The following is a 19,068-nucleotide window of genomic DNA, read 5'->3' on the forward strand; positions in this document are numbered from 1 at the left end:
GATATGAAACGAGGATATATTATAAAGTTTACCTGTCTGCCGCTTTTATGCTTTTGTGCAATGGCAATATCCATCCCCATACAAGCTCAGGACGTACAGACGGCATGGCATGGAAAGATCAGTATCGGGGACATTCCGGTACTGATGCATGGGGATATAGCCCTGCAATCCGACGGCGAGCTGTTTACAAACAACGGGCGGCTGAAACTCGAAGGCAGTTACTATGGCGAGCCCGGCTCCAGGGCTTACCGTTATGTTGCGGGAACAACTATTGATACCGGTATAGACGCATCCCTTTTCCTTGATGCTTCCACAGCCGGAGGCTCCACCGAAATTATCCCTGAACTGGATGAAAACTGGGACGGCTCCCCTGTAGCGCTGGTAAAGGCAAGGCAGGCTATTACAGAATCCGGCACAGATACTGATATTGACACAGGTATCGGTACAAAAAACAGCGTCTTTTATATCGAGCCTGTAATACCGGATTGCGGAGACTATTATGTGCAGTTGCTACATAAGGGGGATGAAAGCAACTCCGTCTGGTCTGTCACGGGAACTACCACTTTACCGCTTATAAAGCAGCTGCGTAACCATACCCTGCTGATAAACAACAATCCTAACGCCAATGACGGGCATAGCTTCAATTATTATAAATGGTATAAAGACGGGCGGTTATTGAAGGAAGGCTCCCATGAAGAACACGGTGGAAGTTATTACACAGGGGGAGGCAACCTCGACGCGAATGCGGTTTATATGGTCGAAGTAACGGACGCAGATGGCAAGCGTTACTTCTCCTGCCCGTACAACTATATCCCTGTCGCATTGCCTGCCAGCGTAAAGGTTTATCCGAATCCCGTCAGCAGGGATAACAGCCGGGTCTATGTGCAGGTGGGGACAAGCAATGAAAAGCTGCTTGAACACGCGGAAGTAGAGGTTTACAGCTATACGGGACGCTATTACGGTAAAGTGCAGGCTAAGGGACAGCATACGATCCCGGTAGACCTGCCGCAAACTCCCGGTGTTTATATCCTGAAGTTCAAGGCAAAGGAACTGGAAACAGGACTCAAGGCGGTGGTACAGTAATCAATGTGCTAATTTGAAAATGGGCCAATGTGCCAATTTAATTAGCAAATTAGCAGATTTGAAGATGAGCAAATGGCGCAAAGCGGTAAATTGTTTGCCGTTAGCTTATAGCTTTCGTCGCTTCGCGCTGCCAATAACTAACAGCTTTTTTTACTGAATTTAAAAACAAAAAGAAATGAAGAATATAAAAGATAGAGAAAAACGGACAGGACAGCCCAAGATACCTAAAATATGCCTGCACAGGCTGTATCCGCTGTTGCTGGCCTGCCTGATGGGATTCCAGACAGCCTGCGCCCAGACAGGGGAGAACCAGGAATGGAACGATACGGAAGCGGTAATAAGCGACAGCCTTTTATTAGCCCGGTACCTGGAGGGTGCTTATGTCCCCCATGAGCTGAACCTGTGGATGGCAGGCGGATTGTCCGCATTAAGCTACCGTCCCAATATCGGAAAGGCTCAAACAGGCACGGGATATGCCTTCGGTATCGGCTATACACGTTACATAAGCCGTAACTGGGGTGTTTCCACGGGACTGGAATATGCCTTCTACCGAGGGAACATAAGCATCCGGAACGTAAAGACTTCCTATGCAACCCATGACGCGGACAGCAATCCCATCGAATACCGTTCGCTGGTAGACCACTATAAGGAATACCAGCGTAGCGGGCTGCTGAATATCCCTATTTCCCTGATATACCGCATGGGAAAGGATAACAGGTACTATGCCTCGCTGGGCTTTAAGCTGGGCATTCCGGTTTACGGCAGGTACACGGCAAGCGGCGGTACAGTTACCACTTCCGGATACTATACGGATTATTATCAGGAAGAAATCTGGCAGGATGATTTGGGCTTCGGCACTTTTCCCGTAAGGACAATGGAGAAGCCGTTGAAGATGGGATTATCCTATACCGGGACACTGGAAGCAGGTATAAAATGGAATATCGGCATTGGTACAGACTTATATACGGGTGTCTATATAGACTATGGCTTGAATAATGTTGTCCGGGGATACGCTAAGGAGAGGTTTGTCGGGTATAATTATGAAAATCCGGCAGAGCCTCATATAAACGGCTTACCAACCTCTGTATATGGAGCCCATGACAATAGATTGTCCTTTATGGAGAAAGTATCGCCACTGGCCATAGGCATAAAGCTGAAGCTGGCCTTTGCCATCGGTAGCGGCGACCTGCTGGCCGAAAGGCGGAGGTACAGGGAAATGCGGTATTCCGGCGGATGGGACGATATATATGGTTATCCGGCAGGAAATACGGATACCGGAACAAAAGACAGGCCTGCGGAACCAATCCGGATACGGATGCAGGAACGAAAGAAGGAGCAGGAAAAGGAACAACAGCAAACACCGATTCCGGAAAAAGATTCCGCAACAGCAGACAAACCCGTCGAATCTATTACACCTGCCACAATCATAGCAGTAAAAGATACGGAAGAAACAGTTGGCAATACCCAAAACGATTCCATACTCTCCCCGACAGGTACTGTTATCACTGATACAACGGTAGAAATAAAGGGGACGGGGGAACAAACAGGTACAAAAGGGTGTGATTGCGGTCCGAACCTGCCATCCATAATAACCATAGGCGGTTACAAGCTGGGGCAAACTATTATGTCGCCTGAGCAAAAAGCCATACTGGACGGATATATCAGCTTATTGCAGGCAAACCCACAGGCGCATATCGAAATCACCGGGCATACCTGTAATATAGGAACAAGGGAAGGCAACTTCCGTGCTGGACAAAAGCGAGCGGACATGGCAAAGGACTACCTGATCAGCAAAGGCATATCATCCTTGCATATCAGTACATCCAGTAAAGGCGACACTGAGCCTGTCAGCCCGGATAACAGTGAAGAAAGCCGCAGCAGGAACCGCAGGCTGGAAGTAAGGATAAATAAATAATTTTTGACAATATAAAGTAATAACTAAAATATAAAAGAACAGCAATGAAAAATATGCTAACGAAAATAAAACGCGCCTGTGCGCTTATAATCTGGCTGGCGGCGATAATGCTGCTGGCCTGTGCCTGTAGCGGCAATCTTGATATTGTACAGGATTATGAATTCAAGGTTACTCACCTGCCTGTACCGAAAAAGATAAAGAAAGGTGAGACCATTGAAATCCGCTGCCAATTGGAGCAGGCCGGATATTATAAGGATACCGGGTATGTAATGAGATATTTCCAGACAGGAGGCCGCGGCCTTTTAAGGATGGGAAACAGTGAGCCTTTCCTGCCGAATGACCTGTATGAATTGAAAGAAGATACATTCCGCCTGTACTATACCTCACAGTCGGAAGAACAGGCTGTCATCGACATATACTTTTTTAGTTCGGAAGGCAACAGCTTCATGCTCAGTTTCAGTTTTAATAATGACAATTCGGAGGAGGAACAGCCATGATGACAATGATGATCGTATCGTATATCCTCAATTGGGTATTTATAATTTATTCACTGGCGACTGCGAAAACGGATGTAGAACTGTGGAACGAAGAAATAGAATGAGAATATATTAAAAATCAAAATTTAAAAAATTATGTTATCAGATTTTTTTAGAATAAACCTGCCGTATGGTTTGGCAAGAAATGAAAAAGGGGAATGGATGGCTTTCAACAGGGAATATAAACCGTTGGGCTTCAATACGACAGAAACATCGACAGATGCCCGTACACTGAAAGGAAACAGCAGGGAACTGCCCCTGTTCTCTTTGTTCTTCGGCTTAACAAACCGTTTTATCCAAGAAATAACGGAATATGACGAGAGCGCTGTCAACAGGGATGAACAAGGCAATATCCATCGCTTCTGGCTTTATAACGACAGTACCAATCCGATGAACCAGCCGGATAAAGATAATGAATATTGGAGTATCTATTGGAAGAAGCTGGAAAAGATAGCCCGGTTGAATGTGCATCATAACACCAGATGGTAATACGGGTTTCCTTACCGCACATCTACAATTCGGGGAGGAAATCAGGTGCCGGGCAAAAATACATTTGTTTATTTTTGCCCGGCTGCCCACTGTCTATACAGTAATTAACCGGATGATATACAAATACCAATATTTATATTGCGGGTCCAATGCGGTTTAAGGGAAAATAAGTTTTTACATTGAGATCCGTTATTCAAAAAACTTTAAATTAATTATCTATGTCGGTTGAGAATCCGAAAAACGGGTATGACGGCTATAACGCTATTGAAACAGATAAGGGCGTATTGCTGTTCTCCAGAACAAAAGGAGGTTCCAGGCTGTTTCACGACTGTATGGCTTTATTTATGGACAACCTGTACAATCCCTTATGCAACAATACTTACTTCAATATCCACTATATCGAATCGGATAATCCTTCACTGCGGGAGAAATGCGATATCCCCCTGAAGTTTCCTGATAAGCATCTGCCGTTACAATTTCCGCTCAAAGACGAATGTTTTACGGATACGGGTGTCCTGCAAGACAGCATCGGTATAAAGATAAACGGCTGGGAGCCAAACCCGGAACAAATACAACGGATCACGAATCATGTTGACGGCGTACATATTCCCGTCAGGGGGGATACCTTCCATATAAGTACGTTGCAGGAAATAGTCGACGGGATTTCATATAACAGGGTTCTGTTGAACGGAGCAATGCCGGACTTCAAATACGAAAAAGAATTTCTGGAGTTGGTAAAGAAAATGGAAGGGTGTTCCGGCGCCACGGCAAATAAACTTATGCAGGATATAAAGGAGCTGGCTTCCGGTATACTGAAACGCGATTATCCGGATATCCGGAAAGAGGCGGCAATACCGCTCAAAGAGAGACGGTATGGAGAGTATGACCATCTGAGAAAGGATGGACCGGGCTGTTATAATGCCATTGAAACGGATAATGGCGTACTGTTATTTTCCAGAACAGCGGAAGGAAAGGAACTGTTTCAAAAGAATCTGGAAACATATCTGGATAATTTTTATAATCCGGTATGCGATCATACCATTTTTAATCTCCATTATCTGGAATGTGACAGCGGCGTTTTAAGGGGGATGAGTGATCTAGCCATCAGGTTCCCGATGGTACAGCAGGCCGGGTTTCCACCTGACCGGAGCTTCTTTTTGGATAAAAGTGTATTGCAATACAGCCTGCAGGAAGCGAAATTCAGTTGGAACGCGGAACCATATGCGGCAGACGGTTTGATAAACAATATCTGGGATGGAAAACATTTACCCGTGAAATTGGATGGGGATACCTGTAATATCAGTGTCTTGAAAGAAATAGCCTCCATGGAATTTTATTATTTCACAAGTCTTTCCGGCCTTGCGGGCCATGGCATTTTGGGTATCGATCAGATGCCCGGCTTTAGATATAAAGATGATTTCAGGGAGTTGGCCGGTAAGGCATTGGATTTTTCAGGGCATATACATGAGTATAAGGTATTAGGCGCGATGCGGGATAAAGCCAATGAGATATTGAAACGTGATTATCCGGACATCAGGAAGTCTAACATGCCTTCTGTCGAAAATAAGAAACCGGTAGTCCATAAGCCGCCTCAAAATAAAAAAGGGCGTGGATTATGAATATGCGAATCAAATAATAATTGTAATTTTACAATGCTTATGAATCCTGCGAACCAATATCCTGCAATCCGGCATTGCCCGGGGAGCGATACCTTTACCACCAAGGTATTGCAGCAGATAAAATTAAAGAATCCCGAGCCGCAGATCGCGAATATTGTTTGCGGTACGGGAGAGCAAGCCTTGTTGCTGGCCGGGACATACAGGAAAGGAACCGTTACAGCTGTCGATAGGAACGGATTGTTCTTTCCATCTATCCGGGCCAAAGCAAAAGGGAGTCGTATCGGGGACAGGATAAAAACACATTTGTCCTCATATACCGATTTGCCTTTTACGGAAGAAAGCCTGGATCTACTCCTATCCGAAGGCGCCTTTGAAGAATTGGATTTTGGTAAACGCCTGTCCCTGTGGAGAAAATATATCAGGCCCGGAGGTTACCTGGCTATGTCTGAATTATGCCTGCTGACAGATAAAGAGCTTCCCGGTGAAGTGTATGATTATTTTGACAATGCCTTTCATAACCGGGAGTTGGAAAGTATAGACTATCACCTTGCCCGGATAAAAGAAGCAGGCTACAGGCTGCATACTCGTTTTACCCTGCCGGATGAATGCTGGTACGGTTATTTCGATTCAATGAAAAAGGGGATGGGCAAACAGTTTGCTTCCGCTATAGAGGAAGAACAGGAATTTTACCTGACATATAAGGACTGTTTTGCTTATGTCTATTTTGTTATGCGCAGGACTCCGCTTATCTCCGGCAATTCCGTTTATGCTACTGTCCTGGATAAGAAACAACAGGATTCCTTCCCGGATCACCCGGTTGAAAAACTATCCGGCAAAGAGTGTAACAATACTTACGCTATACGGAAAATTGGCTTACGGATAATATTGTCTACGAAAATCATGCGGAAATCCTGTCCGGACTCAGGGAAGAAGGCGGATCCTGCGATTGTGAAATCCTTGCCAATGTCTTTTATACGGTTATGGCAGATAAGGACGAATAGTATTATCTGTGATAATAGAATAAACAAGAAATCCGGCCTTTCCAATAAGTTTCGGATTTCTTATTTTTCACGAGTTCACTTATTTTCCATACTATCCAATATTTTACCTATAGGAAATATAGCCGTATAGAATTCTTCGCCTGTATATTTACCGTAAGCCTTGTAAAATCCGCTGCCGTCTTTGTACAGGACCAGCAACCCCTGTTCCAGCCGGGTTTCAGGTTTTTCGAATGATTCTTCTTCATCCTCGTTAAGCGTAACAAATTCCCATTCCTTTTCTCCTGATAATAATTCAGCTTCGTCATCTTTCGATTGGTAAAATTCCACGCTGCTATCATAGAATCTGAAAGAGATGAAACTGTCCGGAGCATTGAATGCCCCGATAGCGTCCAGTTTTTTCCTGAGTCCTTTTTTCCAGGAATCGTCACAGGTGATGACGGCAAAGTCGCAGCAATCCCACTCGCTTTGGCAATTAGCCTTTACCAGTATGTGTTTTGTCGGTTTTGATGAAAGTTCCATCGTTTTTTAGTTTTTTTAATTAAACATAGCCGCCTTACGGCAAGGCTGATTCTTTATTCTTCTGCCCGGAAATATGCCTCTGCGCCGCATGCCGGATGCTTTGATAAAGCAGATTGTAGTTCTCTTCTTTCTTTTTGAGCTTTTCCCTGAATTTAATCAGGTCTTCGTCGGTATTCTCATCAAAAAAGAGATTATTCTGCTTTTGAAAACAGAGGTATTCCTGTTCCCGTTTCTTTGCTATTGTAATCCGGGCTTTGGATGCTGCCAGCTTTGACAGGCACGAATTGAAACCCGTATTCATTCCCGTTCTTTTATCATAATAGGAATGGTAAAGCTCTATTGACTCACGAGGGTACAGGCATTGGCACCTGGCCTTCCTCCACCGGATGACCCATCCGTATTTCTCATGGAGATCCTTTGGGAGGTCGTAGCGGTGAAGGACTATGCGCTCACCGCCTTTCTTCCGGTATTCGATGGATATAATTACCCATTTGTCAATTTGGAGTTCCCGTTCAGCTTTAGCCAGTTCCCTGGCTTCTTCCATCCAGTCGCTGACATCCTCCTGCTTATGCTTTTTCATTTTGGTATTTTTTACATTTGACTTTTACTTTTGCTGCCGGCTTATATTCAAGAAGGGACCGGACGAAAGATAAGAACTCCGGCGCATCGAATCCGGACAGAAGGCGGTCGATTATATCCGGCGTGTCTTTATCCTGCTGTATCATAGTTTTTATGACTTGTTTATCAGTTCATACCGCTATAAATAAGAAGAGAGCCTTGAGGCTCCCTCCGCTTCCATATTTTCTTCATTCCCGTGTTCCAGATCCCAGGCTTTCTTCGCTTCAATCCACTCCTGCCTTTCCTTTTCGAGCAGCGCTTCCGTTTCGGGTGTATAACCGGTAAACCGGATGTATCCGCCATTCCAGCCTGTTGTTTTACAAATGATACCCGCAGCCTGGAGTTTGTCTATCCTTTTCCGGGCCATTTTCCCGCTTGAATAGTTAAGCCCCCAGAAATGATGTTCGCCACCATCGCTGTAATGGTCTTCCCCAAGTATCAACATTCCACTGTATTTTTTACTTTCAATATAGCTGAAGCGTGCTTTCCCGAGCGCCTGCCTGATCGCTTTATGGGTTGCCCCTTCGGGATGTTTGAACACCGGAGGTAATGTTCCTTTCTTCGCTTGCAGCTTTGGTATCTCTATCTTATATGGTTTTTCCCAGGTGCCGATACCCATGTTCAGGTAGAAGTTGCAATGGAAATAATCCGTCATAGCGTCGCTATCATCAAAATTATATGAATTAACAAAGCGATATACATTGTCCATTACCTCACGGGCGCGATCTGTCAGGTCCTTATCTTTTTCTATATGGTAATGGTTAAGCTGCTTTGAGCATTTGCAGGCGGATTCTTTGAAGAATGCTTCAAAGTCAGCCCTTATCAAATAAATACCGATTGAATCATAATGCTTTCTGGTTACGGAGAACTTATATCGCGGGTAAGTTTCTTTCAGCCATATATGCAATATATCCACGACTTCTTCCGGGGATTGACCTTTATAGTTGCTTCCCCGGTAGCGGTACTCATTATAGACATAATCGGTATATTCTTTTGCCGATGCTTCCGCATAATCGCTTTCGTAGCCTGTGGCTGTATCTGTGGTACCCGTGTCGTTTTTCCATACGGCAAACAGCTTCTCAAATTCCAGGTTTATCTGTTGCATTGCTTCCGTTGTGCCGCCCTTATCAGGATGGTTTTCGATCGCAAGTTTCCGGTACTGCTTTTTCAGTTCCGCAAGGCTGCTTATAGTTGTAAAATATTTCATATGATAATAATTTTGTTTTCAATTGATAGATGGGACCTGCATGGTTTTTATTATCATGGACTTTGGTGATTTGACAATAATCAGGCTTCGGTTCATGGTAATTCGTTTTTAATGATTTCAATCAAGTCCAATTCCCGTGACCGGATGAAGATACCGGACTTGCCTTCGTCGCTTTTGAATACCAGCCCGAATCCGTCATACCCATTGAGGGTGTGTGAAAAAACGGCCGTTTCTCCGGCTCTCTGATGTCCTTTCTTTATCCTGATTCTTTTGCCTTTCCAACGGGTATCTATATCTTTGAAAAAACTCATGGCTATTTTAATTTAGGGTTAAGACGCTAAGGCGTTGATAAAATACGCTATGTAGTCGCGTTCCAGTCCAAGGTTATCGCACGCTGTTTCCATATCGCTGTACCTCAGATCACCCAGATCCCTTAACTCCCGGAGGTTGCCGGTCTCATCATCAAGGTACTCCTGCGCCTGTCCGTTATCACAGCCGCATGAGTTGCAGATAGCGGAAATAATTGATTCTGTCATCATTGTATTTTATTTAAGTTGTTTTATATGTATAATCTTCCTTATCCCTGTTTTCAGGTTTCATATCAATGGGTTAATGGCTTGTTATACTTCAATGGTCAGGATATCCGTAAATACATTTATGGCTTCCCGGCTTGAATGCGATTATTTAAAATTTACCGAACCCGTAAAAGAACCGGCAGCTTTTCTCATCACACTCTGCATCGAAGGCAACCGTTTTATAATGCTGCCATGTGTGGAGGGTATAAGGCTCCATCTCCCGGATGCCGAGAAATTTCATCCGGTTCTTTTTGCAAAACTTTTTTGCTTCCGCTTCCGGATGATCTGTTTCCTTATTAAAAAAGAAAGTTTTCTTCTTATCTGCCGGAATATTGAATGTAGTGACCAATTCGTCGCTTGTCATAACTGTCGTTTAAATGATGGGGTTAAGTATGTATTTGCCAGCCTTTTGCAGGATCGAATGTAACCGCCCGGGATTCATCCGGGTTTCCATGATAGAGCAATCCTCCGTTCATCACCCGCCTGCCGGATTGGTCGTTCATTTCAAAGTAAAATGACAGGGGTGCGTGATCATAACAGAGTGTAATCACGCATTTTTGGTTTATCTCCCATTGCCTGAGCCTGTCTAAACAATCCTGCAATGTTTTATCTCCGGTTTTCTCCGCATAAGCCACTGCTTCTGCATATCTTGCTTCGCATTTGATTTCCATAATTCGTGTCTTTATTTTTTTAAGTTCATATTGCTATAAATAAGAAGGGAACCTTCCGTCACGAGTGGCCGGAAGGCTCCCTTCAATACTTATTGTCAGGAAACTAATACAGCCTCCACATCTATCACTTCTTTATCCTTAAACTGACAGAAGCTGTCGAGCGCTGATACGAACGCGACGTTCTGATGTACCAGGGATGGGATCGAGGTCTTTTCCGGCTTGTAATATTCTGTCGCTATATTGTAAAGCTCCCATGCCGAAATGGTATCGCGTCCCTTCATCTTTTTAAGCACATCTTCTGTAAACGCTGAGATTTGCGATTGATTCAACGGGTAGTTTTCCACTCCGGCCGAAAGTGTTTCATCCGGACTGTCATGGGCTACACGCAGGGCTGTAAGCAAACCGATATAGGTATATACTTCCCGCTGGTTGATGCTTGTCCCTTTCAAACGCCTTATCCGCTCACGGTCTTCGGTCATCTGGGTTTCAAATTGGCTCAGCCACCCGTCTACCGTCCTGAATAACTCTTCCGTGCCAACCTTATTTTTTCCATAATTCGAAACGATACGTTCGGCGCTCAGGATACATTGGTTATGGCAAGCCTTTACACATGGTCCGATTGCAGCCTGGATACCGTCCTGATGGTAAGTCAATACAATTGTGGTAGTTAATTCGTCAGTCTCATAATCATTGATCCGGATGGTGGTAAATATCCGCCTCAGGATATGGGCGACTACCGATTTCTCCCCGTGGGCAATTTCCTCTTTCTTCAAAACGGTAACGCCCGGAAGATGCTTGCTGTTGTTATGCGCCGCAAATATTTCTTCGACATCATAATTAAGGTTGTACTTATCACAGATGCCGATTACATTTTCAATTGCTTGGAAATGATAGAGTCCGCGAAGGGGATTGCCTTCGTAATCATCTTCCATGTGGGTACGCTTCAGTGTCGGCAGATCCATGATCTCTACTTTGTTTGTCTGGAAATCGAATGTTTCCTTTCTTGTCATTAATTCGTTCATAATTGTAATTTTTAAGATTGTTAAAAAATGATTTATATATTCTCTTTATTGTTTGAGGAAGTTTAACCGGAACCGTTACAGGATGCTAAAACATTTATGAAATATTTTATTTATTTGAGTTGGTTATTTTTCTTCCCGATTCGCTTTACACCTGCTATTTCCGTTTCCGGATGAATGCCAAAATCCCAGTCAACGTCTTTTTCGTCCAGGGTTGTATGAATATTACCACCCATTACCAGGCCGCAGTGTTTTTCAACATTTTCGCGTGCCTTTTCCCGATTCTCCGCGTTCACCCGGAATATCCCTTCAAAGACGAACCTTGTTTTTACTTCATATTGTTTCATACTGTTTGAGGTATCTGAGGTTGATTAATAATGTCCAGGGGCTTACCATAGAATGAGTCAATGACCCCATACACCTGCCTGATGGAATAATCATAGCCTTTACCGTCCTCTTCCACCCTTAGCCGGAAACGGGGATATCCGCCTGAGGCGAGGTGTAATTTCACATCGTCCCGCAATTCCATTTCCATCAGGCTGCCGCCTCCCTGCATGGAGCTGAACAGGCCGCAGGCATTGCCTTTGGGTATTATGATTCCCGGCAGGTTGAAATCCGCTTCATATAGTTTTTGCAAATCTATTGTCGCGGCATAGGTCAGCAGGTTCGCCCCGCAGCAGGAATTTTCCAGCTCTATATAAAACTGTTCATAGGAAACCTGCTCTTTTCCGTTTCTTGAACATTTGTCAGGAAATTTGCCGGTCGTTTTCTCTCCGCGCCCTGTTAATACTTCTTTCACTTTCGCCGGGTTAAGGTTCAGGGCATCGACCATATCCCCGAAGTAGGATTCCTCGTAGCTGTACCCGCCGGATGATTCCAGCCGGTGCGAGTTGATGCAATCGTAATTGGATAACAGCTCTGCACGGACAGGTATTTTACCTGTATTCCCCAGGAGGTCTTTTAGCGGATTCGAGTCGTCCCGGCTGTAGATAGCCTCTTTGATCCCTTCTACGTTCTCCTCAAAGAATTTTTCGGCTTCCCATTTCTTATAGCCCAGGTCAGCCAGGTCCTTTTTGAGGCCTTCCATAATATCCGATACCGATTCTTCCATTTGCGGGAAATACCATTCCTCCACATCTTCCAAAAGCGCGTCGCCGTTTTTTGCCTCGAGGCATTTTGCAATGGCAGCGGTTTTTTTATTAAGGTTTTCGTCATAACCGACATAGGCCAGTGAATAGCTTTCATCCATTAATCCGGTTACCATATCCATATCGATTTCTTTTTTCGTATCCATTGTTTTTTATCTTTTTAAGTGTTGTAAAATGAGAGAAGAGCAGCCTTGCGGTCACTCTTCCGTGTTTATTTCCTTTATTCGACATCCTTTTATGTGTTATTAATGAGTCGTTATATTTGCCCTTCGCCGGTCTTTGCATACCAGCGTCACATAGTGCAATTCAATCAGCTTATGCCCGAAGCATATATCCGAACCGGAACCTACCCGCTGCCATAAACTGAATGTATAGTTTGCAAACGACCAGGAGAAATGGGCGGATAACCTGCCGGATCGGTTCCTTTGCAACAGGTTCCTGTTAAACTCCACAATGTTATCCGACAGGAGTATCATATTCAGTATATCCGTAAACGCGTTCACCGCTTTCCGGCTTGTAGGGTAAACCGGCCCTAAGAATTCTATCTGCATGGCTGTATTTGTTAATCGTAATTATCATTGAATATTTCAAACGAATTGCGTTCAATATCAAAGAAGCTGCTGTTAAATATTTGATAATCAGAAGTATCATCCGGTATTTCTATCATGTCATAGTCAAATTCAGGACAGGATGTGTGGTTGTCCCGGTAATTCGTAACCAGCAGGTGAGGATCGTCCACAGCTATATCATGCCCGTGATAACTGCACCAGGCAAGGAAATGATCTGTTTCCGATTCATCCAGGCGTTCCAGCGCGTCCCTTATCTCAAAGAAATTCGGGCAGAACCATTCTTCATTTATCAATATATCCGGAATATTTTCCCATGCCGGATACCTGAACACCGGATTGTTCTCTTCCGGGAAATACGAACAGTACGCGCCAAAGAATTCACCCATATCCCCGTAATCGGATAACAGGAACCAATCGCCGGCGTGACTGCCGTTATCTGTTTCTTTCTGTGTAGTTACCACTACTTTCGCTTCGGATAGATTCATAATCCAGATAGTTTATGATTACACTTATTATGAAAGCGATTCCAGGTATCCGGCAATAATATCTCCATGACAGGGATGCGGCTTACAGAAACAGCCCAATCTTTTCCCTTTAAGGGCGTGAACTTTTTCCCTGAACTGCGGATCTGCCTGAATACGCTTATGGAAATATTCCTTATACTTTTCAAGTGTCGAACCTCTGGCTGACTTATCTTCTAACGGAAACGGATTGCCGAAATATCCGTCTTGCCCTTTTCCCGCCCTGCCGATATATACGTCATATTCATTCTGCCGTATATTCACTACTGTTGTTTTTTTCATATCATGCCTTTTTTAATGAATACTCATGTGGAAACCGTCGTTTTTCAGTCCACAGGCTTTAAAGGGCGCGGGTCCAGGCGGTGCAGGGCTTTCCGGAAAAATACCGGAGCGTAGCGAGGATGATTTTTCCCGGAAACCGCTTTAGCGGCTCCGGCCTTGCTCCGCCGTTAAGGACACGCAGGCTACCTTTGCCTGTGGGACTGAAAACGGCGGTCTTTTACATCTTCCCCTTTTTCCCGTTTATCCATCAAAAGGGGGAACCTATAATTATGAATGGGCTATCTCTTATTTTTCTATTTTTCCTTACCTTTACAGCAAGAAAAAACACAAGGAATGACAGAGCGTTTTTATGATATAAAACATTTGACGACAGGACAGCTGCGGGAGTTGTTTTCATCCTACCGGAAACAGGGTTGGATCGATTTTGAATACTGGCGGAAAATGAGGAGAACTATTAAGCCAAACATTATGGTTGTAAAACTTTAGGGGCAATCTATGAGAAATTGGACGGCTACGAGGTGATACAGACAGGAATAAAAGGAATTTATAATGTTGTCCGGAAGAAAAGTAGTTTACAGTGAGGAGCGGCAACCTCCTGTTTTTATTTATGAATGCCCTTTTTGGGATAATTGTTATCAAATAAAAAAGGTTATTTTGATAAAAAAACAACCTTTTACAACTACAGATAAGAATGGGGATTACTTTTTGGATGCATCCAGTGAGGCTTTGCGGAATTCTTTCAGTGCCTTTTCGATTGCCAAAGATGTTTTTCTGGCGCGTTGTCCGGCTGCTTTGTTTCCACTTTCCACCTGGGAACTTGCATCTTTCCCAAACTCGGCAAATAGTTGAGCTAAGTTCTCTGTTAAATTTTTCATTGTTGTTTTGTTTAAAATTCACGCAAAGATAATGTCAAGTCTTGTATTCATAAAATTTGCATGCTGCTTTTTGAAAAAAATAAGCGCCATATCCTATGATGATGGCCTGAAAATATTATTTTGTATTTATGGTTTCAACAAAATCAAGCTTGATTAAATCCCAGTATTTCCCTTTCAGACACACCGGATCCGGATCGTTTTCAGCAAAATCGAACTGTGTGAGGTTATTAATAACTTCCTGCTCGTTTTCGGCATAAGGGTAACGTTCCGTATAGAATGAAAGCATCCGGTCGATGCTGTAGCTGTTTAATAACTCATGCAAGTCCCAGAAATCTTTTTTCCGACCGTTGCGCGAGAATATATCCAGTTTCATCGCTATAATATCCTCGACATCCGTTAGCCGGATATTGTCAACTTCTTTTACGGGGCGGATAAAAGGATCCGTGTAGTATAAATCCAGCTTAATATAATTAGAAGCGGATTCTCCTATATAGTAAGATTTTCCGAATCCGACCAAATCAATTTCCGATGTCGAAACATAAGGAAATACCCTGTCCAGATAATCCTTTATAGCCTCAAAATCAATACTGCCGTATTCAGAATCCGTAAACAGGTCAATATCGACAGACTCCCTGTGGCCAAGCTGCAAGCTTAAAGCTGTGCCGCCGACCAGCCTGAACGGTTTCAATATACCGGCCTGCATCAGTTTATTTAACGATGCGAGCAGCAAAGGCGTAATCGTGTTATAGTATAGCATAATCTTATACTTTTGATAGAAACTTATTTGCCTTATCCCTGACAGAAGGCTTAATATCGGTATAAAAATTCAAAGCCTCATTTATAGTGTCTTTTCCATAGAAGCGGAAAATTTCTGCTTTTTCCTGCTCGTTTCCCCGTTCAAAAATCCGCCGGATAACCGAGCGTTTATTTTTTACCCAGTCGATATTTTCTATTCTCGTATCCCAGAACAGGGTCGGATTTATCTTTGTCAAATCCGGATGATAGTCCTTGCACTTTTTCTTTTTTAAGAGAGCAATATCATGATACACCTGTAATATCATGAAAAATCCCTCTTCAATATTCAGGGCCTGTTCTATCTTTAATGCAAGCTCAGGATTCATCCGTCTTTTTCCCTTAGTTATTGCTACTAAAGTCTGCGGATATTCATCAATAGATAAGGCAAAGCGGCTTTTGGCCATCTTTCTCTTCTTTAATTCCCGGTCAAGATAAATACCGGGATGGATACCTTTTATTAGGTCTATTATTGGATTCATAAGAATACATTTACTCGTTTTCGTTACAAAGATAATAAAAATAAACACTTCTGTTTTCTTTATTTTGTTTCTTTTTTGATTCTGTTATAATAGAAAGGGCAGGCTTAATCCTTTCTCAGTAGCCATTATTTAACACACCAGCCTCTGGCTACCCCAGCTGATATGGAATTTCCCTTCACTGTCCTGTTCGCGGGTAAGCAGGCTTTCGATTACGGACATGGTGATGTCGAACTCCTCGAATATCTCCGACTGTTCTTTTATTTCGCCTGATTTGATAAATTCGTTCAGCCGTTCCTTTGTCAGTACCAGGGCCATCAGGTTCTGCTCAATCGAGTCTTCGTAAGATACAAAATGCACCCGCGTCCGGTCTCTGGAGTCGAGCCGGATAAAGCGGAAGTAAAACTGTTCCATCTTCGGGATATTCCATTGCAGGGATTCGAGTATCACATCGTTGCAGGTCGGGATATTCGCCGAACTCTTCAGCGATTGCTGCGTACAGATAAGGATACCGTTCAGGGTATCCTCAAATTCGGTAATGATGCTTTGCCGTTTTTTGAATGTGACATCCCCCTTGATAATAAATACGGGCCTGCCGGGAAATTGTCCGGATATATATTGCCCGTACATATCCAAAGCGGCCAAAGAAGTACATCCTATAGTTACCTTGCCGGGTATCGACTTTATCATATTCCGGATATATCTTGTTTTGCCTGGATACGGATCGCCGAAGTAACCGTCTATCAGGTTGGGTACGGAACAGGCTTTAATCAATAGTTTTATTTGCCTCATCAAACGCAATCCGGCTTCCTTTTTTGTGTCCCCGGTACTGTTATAGTATAATTCGCATATCCGGCAGAATTCCTCGACAATGACGCGGTAAACCTCCCGTTCTCCATCGGCGGGAGTTACCGGATGGGTACTTACCTCATATTTCTCCCCGGCGAAGTCCCTGAACTTGCGGGTGATAATCGTTTTTCCGATCAGGTCGAACAATTCCTCTTTATTGTAGATATCCTGGTTCTGCTTTTCAATACCGAATACACTGGCCTTGCCCGGACAGAAGCAAACCTTGAACAGGTTATGTCCCTGGTATGCAGGAAAAGGTTCGCCGTAACAGTCATTGACCTTCCTGACAATATCCCCGCCTTTATCCTGGTGATAGATCCTGTCGCACCAACACATCATATTGATGGAGTTGTTATACAGCAGCTCAAACTGGCTGTATAACTCGGTGATGTGGTTCCGGGTGGTGGTTCCCGTATCGAGTATTTTGTAATTCAACCTTCGGAATATACTCAGCGCCGCTTTGGTTCGTTGTGATACCGGGTTGGTGATCTCATCCGATTCGTCGAATATCAGGCAGAATTTCCGTGAATGAAGTTTTATCAGTTTACTCAAATCCCGTTTCAATTTACCGAGCATGGATATACTGACCACGAGAAAGGTTCCTTCGGGGATGTTCCTGAAGTCCTTATAGCTTCGCAAGGTATAATACCGCTCCCTGTTCACTTTCAAAAATGTTTCCCATGTGAGATTGGTTGCTATTGCCGGGGCCAGCACGATCGCATTCCTTACTTTCCGGTATTTGAGCAGGCATTTCGCATAATGGTATACCGCCGCCGTTTTACCCGAACCCTGCTGCCAGTTCAGCAGGGAGTACCTTTTCTGGAGGATCAGGTTCAGGTCATGTTTCTGTAAATTGGTAAACCGGCAAACCTCCCGTTCCTTATTGATAAACGTCGCGTTATCCAGATAGTGTTGAATTTCGGGATCGGTATCCATTTCAGAGAATATACGGCTCTGAATCTCATATTCCCGTTGCTTCCTGCTAATCAGTTTTTCGGCTGCTTTTATCTGCTTTCTTATCCCGGGAGTATATCCGGGAGGAACCGGAAGGCTTTCCCTGCCCAGAACGAGGTCGTTTATATTGGCAAAACGGTGCTTTATCCCATCCAGCAGGCGGGGAGCATATTGCTTCAACTTGAAGCCATAACTTGTTTTAACCAAGGCGACCTCTTTACGGGGTATTACATATTGGCTGGTGATATACTTGCGGATGATGCCCAGTACTTTGGTTGTCGTCAGTTTATTTCTCTCCCATTCCCTGTACTGTTCATTGGTGCAATCCGCCGGAGGTTGCTGGTTGTGGAACTTGGCAACAAGCGCGACCGCTTTGTCATAGTGCTTTTGGAGATGCCTGTGCGTCTTCAACTCAAAGAGGTACTTATTTAACTTATATTCGAATCGCTCCAGTTCCTCCCTGTTTATCGAATGCATCTCCCTTATCAGGTTCACCTTCAGGTTGGCTTTGAGTATTTTGGCCGCATCGATCCGTTTACCCAGCTCTTCCCATGAAAGAAACTCCTCTGCATTGTACGGGGTCATTTCAATGTGCCGCGATTCACGCATAAACACCATTACCTTGGTATTGAAATTATGTACTCCGACTGAGGCAAAAGCATTGGCGTCCAGTTTGGCCTGTCCTATAAAAGAAAAATCACGGTTTACGGCCGTGACTTTTGTTTTCTCCCAAAATTCGTTTTGCAGGAAAGAGCAGGGGACGATTATCATCAGTATGCCTGCCGGATTCAGGACGGAATGGGCTTTTCCCATATAATAGAACTGGGATAGCTGCCGGTTTGTTTCCAGATTGAACGGCGGGTTTCCAATTATCATATCAAAGCGTTTATCCGGCTTGTATTGGACAATGTCGCATTTTTCGATATGGGCGTCGGGATATAAGTAACGGGCGACTGAAACAGCCTTGCCGTCGATATCGAAACCATATATATTATGTTGGTTCGGCAGATGGTTAAAGAAATTCCCCATACCGCAGCACATATCGAGTACCATATCCGATTCTCCGGGCTTTATCAATCCTGCCATATCCCTGCAAATCTCGTGCGGCGTAAAGAACTGTCCCATCTCGAATTCTTTCTTAGCTTGGGAATATTCATGATAGCTGGCAAAATCTTCCTGCTTGAGGTTATGCAGCCCGCCGACGCCTGTGTAGCAGTTGTAGATAGTTTCAGGCGGCAACTCATTCTTGCCTGTGTCGATGCAGAATAAAATCTTTTCATTGATCTCCGCCCGCCTGTCCTGCGGTATCTGTTGGGGAATTATCCGGTACATAGTGGTTCCTGTTTA

24 protein-coding genes are annotated in these 19,068 nt (G+C 44.0%); 6 read left to right on the top strand and 18 right to left on the bottom strand.

The features are described from left to right. Positions 1 to 3 precede the first annotated feature (3 nt). The 6 genes from ACYQ3L_RS05945 to ACYQ3L_RS05970 all read left to right on the top strand — a co-directional run bounded on the left by ACYQ3L_RS05945 (position 4) and on the right by ACYQ3L_RS05970 (position 6,773). A complete protein-coding gene (locus ACYQ3L_RS05945; protein WP_379997254.1) occupies positions 4 to 1,083 on the top strand; it encodes a T9SS type A sorting domain-containing protein in 1,080 nt (359 codons plus the stop codon). Positions 1,084 to 1,258: 175 nt separating this feature from the next. Then, positions 1,259 to 2,998 carry an OmpA family protein gene (locus ACYQ3L_RS05950; protein ID WP_379997252.1) on the top strand — a complete coding sequence of 580 codons (1,740 nt, stop codon included), beginning with the start codon at positions 1,259 to 1,261 and terminating at the stop codon, positions 2,996 to 2,998. A gap of 44 nt (positions 2,999 to 3,042) precedes the next feature. Continuing rightward, the gene (locus ACYQ3L_RS05955; RefSeq protein ID WP_379997250.1) at positions 3,043 to 3,495 is read left to right on the top strand and encodes a TraQ conjugal transfer family protein; all 453 of its coding nucleotides are present in this window, start codon (positions 3,043 to 3,045) and stop codon (positions 3,493 to 3,495) included. Between the two features lie 135 nt (positions 3,496 to 3,630). After that, the gene (locus ACYQ3L_RS05960) at positions 3,631 to 4,023 is read left to right on the top strand and encodes a hypothetical protein (RefSeq protein ID WP_379997248.1); all 393 of its coding nucleotides are present in this window, start codon (positions 3,631 to 3,633) and stop codon (positions 4,021 to 4,023) included. Positions 4,024 to 4,241: 218 nt separating this feature from the next. After that, positions 4,242 to 5,642 carry a DUF6047 family protein gene (locus tag ACYQ3L_RS05965; RefSeq protein WP_379997247.1) on the top strand — a complete coding sequence of 467 codons (1,401 nt, stop codon included), beginning with the start codon at positions 4,242 to 4,244 and terminating at the stop codon, positions 5,640 to 5,642. A 39-nt stretch (positions 5,643 to 5,681) separates the two neighbouring features. Next, positions 5,682 to 6,773 carry a class I SAM-dependent methyltransferase gene (locus ACYQ3L_RS05970; protein ID WP_459952363.1) on the top strand — a complete coding sequence of 364 codons (1,092 nt, stop codon included), beginning with the start codon at positions 5,682 to 5,684 and terminating at the stop codon, positions 6,771 to 6,773. On the opposite strand, the gene ACYQ3L_RS05975 is transcribed toward ACYQ3L_RS05970, so the two are convergent. The 18 genes from ACYQ3L_RS05975 to ACYQ3L_RS06060 all read right to left on the bottom strand — a co-directional run bounded on the left by ACYQ3L_RS05975 (position 6,719) and on the right by ACYQ3L_RS06060 (position 19,053). After that, positions 6,719 to 7,162 carry a hypothetical protein gene (locus ACYQ3L_RS05975; RefSeq protein WP_379997245.1) on the bottom strand — a complete coding sequence of 148 codons (444 nt, stop codon included), beginning with the start codon at positions 7,160 to 7,162 and terminating at the stop codon, positions 6,719 to 6,721. The two genes, ACYQ3L_RS05970 and ACYQ3L_RS05975, sit on opposite strands and share 55 nt — an antisense overlap. A gap of 34 nt (positions 7,163 to 7,196) precedes the next feature. After that, on the bottom strand, positions 7,197 to 7,742 hold the full coding sequence (locus ACYQ3L_RS05980; protein ID WP_379997243.1) for a fibroblast growth factor: 546 nt from the start codon (positions 7,740 to 7,742) through the stop codon (positions 7,197 to 7,199). Beyond that, the gene (locus tag ACYQ3L_RS05985; RefSeq protein ID WP_379997241.1) at positions 7,729 to 7,887 is read right to left on the bottom strand and encodes a hypothetical protein; all 159 of its coding nucleotides are present in this window, start codon (positions 7,885 to 7,887) and stop codon (positions 7,729 to 7,731) included. Before ACYQ3L_RS05985 ends, ACYQ3L_RS05980 begins: the two co-directional genes overlap by 14 nt. 32 nt (positions 7,888 to 7,919) lie before the next feature. Next, positions 7,920 to 8,987: an LPD29 domain-containing protein gene (locus ACYQ3L_RS05990; RefSeq protein ID WP_379997239.1), complete on the bottom strand. Its 1,068-nt coding sequence runs from the start codon at positions 8,985 to 8,987 to the stop codon at positions 7,920 to 7,922. A gap of 92 nt (positions 8,988 to 9,079) precedes the next feature. Beyond that, positions 9,080 to 9,298, bottom strand: coding sequence for a hypothetical protein (locus ACYQ3L_RS05995; protein WP_379997237.1), 219 nt, complete (start codon positions 9,296 to 9,298; stop codon positions 9,080 to 9,082). An 18-nt stretch (positions 9,299 to 9,316) separates the two neighbouring features. Further along, positions 9,317 to 9,523: a hypothetical protein gene (locus tag ACYQ3L_RS06000; RefSeq protein WP_379997305.1), complete on the bottom strand. Its 207-nt coding sequence runs from the start codon at positions 9,521 to 9,523 to the stop codon at positions 9,317 to 9,319. 148 nt (positions 9,524 to 9,671) lie between these two features. Then, positions 9,672 to 9,926 (bottom strand): hypothetical protein, encoded by a 255-nt coding sequence (locus tag ACYQ3L_RS06005; RefSeq protein ID WP_379997235.1) that lies wholly within the window; start codon positions 9,924 to 9,926, stop codon positions 9,672 to 9,674. Between the two features lie 22 nt (positions 9,927 to 9,948). Beyond that, a complete protein-coding gene (locus ACYQ3L_RS06010) occupies positions 9,949 to 10,233 on the bottom strand; it encodes a DUF4120 family protein (RefSeq protein ID WP_379997233.1) in 285 nt (94 codons plus the stop codon). Between the two features lie 95 nt (positions 10,234 to 10,328). Then, positions 10,329 to 11,255, bottom strand: a complete 927-nt coding sequence (locus tag ACYQ3L_RS06015) for a DUF932 domain-containing protein (RefSeq protein ID WP_379997231.1) — start codon at positions 11,253 to 11,255, stop codon at positions 10,329 to 10,331. Positions 11,256 to 11,365: 110 nt separating this feature from the next. After that, complete coding sequence (locus ACYQ3L_RS06020; protein ID WP_379997229.1) at positions 11,366 to 11,599, bottom strand: hypothetical protein; 234 nt, start codon at positions 11,597 to 11,599, stop codon at positions 11,366 to 11,368. Next, positions 11,596 to 12,546: a hypothetical protein gene (locus tag ACYQ3L_RS06025; RefSeq protein WP_379997227.1), complete on the bottom strand. Its 951-nt coding sequence runs from the start codon at positions 12,544 to 12,546 to the stop codon at positions 11,596 to 11,598. Before ACYQ3L_RS06025 ends, ACYQ3L_RS06020 begins: the two co-directional genes overlap by 4 nt. Positions 12,547 to 12,645: 99 nt before the next feature. Next, entirely contained in the window at positions 12,646 to 12,951 is a 306-nt protein-coding gene (locus ACYQ3L_RS06030) for a hypothetical protein (protein ID WP_379997225.1), read from the bottom strand. Between the two features lie 11 nt (positions 12,952 to 12,962). Then, positions 12,963 to 13,454 (bottom strand): hypothetical protein, encoded by a 492-nt coding sequence (locus tag ACYQ3L_RS06035; RefSeq protein ID WP_379997223.1) that lies wholly within the window; start codon positions 13,452 to 13,454, stop codon positions 12,963 to 12,965. A 27-nt stretch (positions 13,455 to 13,481) separates the two neighbouring features. Next, entirely contained in the window at positions 13,482 to 13,772 is a 291-nt protein-coding gene (locus tag ACYQ3L_RS06040) for a DUF4326 domain-containing protein (protein WP_379997221.1), read from the bottom strand. 698 nt (positions 13,773 to 14,470) lie between these two features. Further along, the gene (locus ACYQ3L_RS06045; protein ID WP_379997219.1) at positions 14,471 to 14,647 is read right to left on the bottom strand and encodes a histone H1; all 177 of its coding nucleotides are present in this window, start codon (positions 14,645 to 14,647) and stop codon (positions 14,471 to 14,473) included. Between the two features lie 115 nt (positions 14,648 to 14,762). Next, positions 14,763 to 15,404 carry a nucleotidyl transferase AbiEii/AbiGii toxin family protein gene (locus ACYQ3L_RS06050; protein ID WP_379997217.1) on the bottom strand — a complete coding sequence of 214 codons (642 nt, stop codon included), beginning with the start codon at positions 15,402 to 15,404 and terminating at the stop codon, positions 14,763 to 14,765. A 4-nt stretch (positions 15,405 to 15,408) separates the two neighbouring features. Continuing rightward, a complete protein-coding gene (locus ACYQ3L_RS06055; protein WP_379997215.1) occupies positions 15,409 to 15,921 on the bottom strand; it encodes a helix-turn-helix transcriptional regulator in 513 nt (170 codons plus the stop codon). Between the two features lie 129 nt (positions 15,922 to 16,050). After that, positions 16,051 to 19,053 (bottom strand): N-6 DNA methylase, encoded by a 3,003-nt coding sequence (locus ACYQ3L_RS06060; RefSeq protein ID WP_379997213.1) that lies wholly within the window; start codon positions 19,051 to 19,053, stop codon positions 16,051 to 16,053. Between the last annotated feature and the right edge of the window lie 15 nt (positions 19,054 to 19,068).

The sequence above is a fragment of the Dysgonomonas termitidis genome (assembly GCF_054657735.1).

Excerpts from the sequence above, each read along its gene's own strand:
- ACYQ3L_RS05945 (WP_379997254.1), top strand. The coding sequence starts at position 4 with ATGAAACGAGGATATATTATAAAGTTTACCTGTCTGCCGCTTTTATGC.
- ACYQ3L_RS05950 (WP_379997252.1), top strand. The coding sequence starts at position 1,259 with ATGAAGAATATAAAAGATAGAGAAAAACGGACAGGACAGCCCAAGATA.
- ACYQ3L_RS05955 (WP_379997250.1), top strand. The coding sequence starts at position 3,043 with ATGAAAAATATGCTAACGAAAATAAAACGCGCCTGTGCGCTTATAATC.
- ACYQ3L_RS05960 (WP_379997248.1), top strand. The coding sequence starts at position 3,631 with ATGTTATCAGATTTTTTTAGAATAAACCTGCCGTATGGTTTGGCAAGA.
- ACYQ3L_RS05965 (WP_379997247.1), top strand. The coding sequence starts at position 4,242 with ATGTCGGTTGAGAATCCGAAAAACGGGTATGACGGCTATAACGCTATT.
- ACYQ3L_RS05970 (WP_459952363.1), top strand. The coding sequence starts at position 5,682 with ATGAATCCTGCGAACCAATATCCTGCAATCCGGCATTGCCCGGGGAGC.
- ACYQ3L_RS05975 (WP_379997245.1), bottom strand. The coding sequence starts at position 7,162 with ATGGAACTTTCATCAAAACCGACAAAACACATACTGGTAAAGGCTAAT.
- ACYQ3L_RS05980 (WP_379997243.1), bottom strand. The coding sequence starts at position 7,742 with ATGAAAAAGCATAAGCAGGAGGATGTCAGCGACTGGATGGAAGAAGCC.
- ACYQ3L_RS05985 (WP_379997241.1), bottom strand. The coding sequence starts at position 7,887 with ATGATACAGCAGGATAAAGACACGCCGGATATAATCGACCGCCTTCTG.
- ACYQ3L_RS05990 (WP_379997239.1), bottom strand. The coding sequence starts at position 8,987 with ATGAAATATTTTACAACTATAAGCAGCCTTGCGGAACTGAAAAAGCAG.
- ACYQ3L_RS05995 (WP_379997237.1), bottom strand. The coding sequence starts at position 9,298 with ATGAGTTTTTTCAAAGATATAGATACCCGTTGGAAAGGCAAAAGAATC.
- ACYQ3L_RS06000 (WP_379997305.1), bottom strand. The coding sequence starts at position 9,523 with ATGACAGAATCAATTATTTCCGCTATCTGCAACTCATGCGGCTGTGAT.
- ACYQ3L_RS06005 (WP_379997235.1), bottom strand. The coding sequence starts at position 9,926 with ATGACAAGCGACGAATTGGTCACTACATTCAATATTCCGGCAGATAAG.
- ACYQ3L_RS06010 (WP_379997233.1), bottom strand. The coding sequence starts at position 10,233 with ATGGAAATCAAATGCGAAGCAAGATATGCAGAAGCAGTGGCTTATGCG.
- ACYQ3L_RS06015 (WP_379997231.1), bottom strand. The coding sequence starts at position 11,255 with ATGAACGAATTAATGACAAGAAAGGAAACATTCGATTTCCAGACAAAC.
- ACYQ3L_RS06020 (WP_379997229.1), bottom strand. The coding sequence starts at position 11,599 with ATGAAACAATATGAAGTAAAAACAAGGTTCGTCTTTGAAGGGATATTC.
- ACYQ3L_RS06025 (WP_379997227.1), bottom strand. The coding sequence starts at position 12,546 with ATGGATACGAAAAAAGAAATCGATATGGATATGGTAACCGGATTAATG.
- ACYQ3L_RS06030 (WP_379997225.1), bottom strand. The coding sequence starts at position 12,951 with ATGCAGATAGAATTCTTAGGGCCGGTTTACCCTACAAGCCGGAAAGCG.
- ACYQ3L_RS06035 (WP_379997223.1), bottom strand. The coding sequence starts at position 13,454 with ATGAATCTATCCGAAGCGAAAGTAGTGGTAACTACACAGAAAGAAACA.
- ACYQ3L_RS06040 (WP_379997221.1), bottom strand. The coding sequence starts at position 13,772 with ATGAAAAAAACAACAGTAGTGAATATACGGCAGAATGAATATGACGTA.
- ACYQ3L_RS06045 (WP_379997219.1), bottom strand. The coding sequence starts at position 14,647 with ATGAAAAATTTAACAGAGAACTTAGCTCAACTATTTGCCGAGTTTGGG.
- ACYQ3L_RS06050 (WP_379997217.1), bottom strand. The coding sequence starts at position 15,404 with ATGCTATACTATAACACGATTACGCCTTTGCTGCTCGCATCGTTAAAT.
- ACYQ3L_RS06055 (WP_379997215.1), bottom strand. The coding sequence starts at position 15,921 with ATGAATCCAATAATAGACCTAATAAAAGGTATCCATCCCGGTATTTAT.
- ACYQ3L_RS06060 (WP_379997213.1), bottom strand. The coding sequence starts at position 19,053 with ATGTACCGGATAATTCCCCAACAGATACCGCAGGACAGGCGGGCGGAG.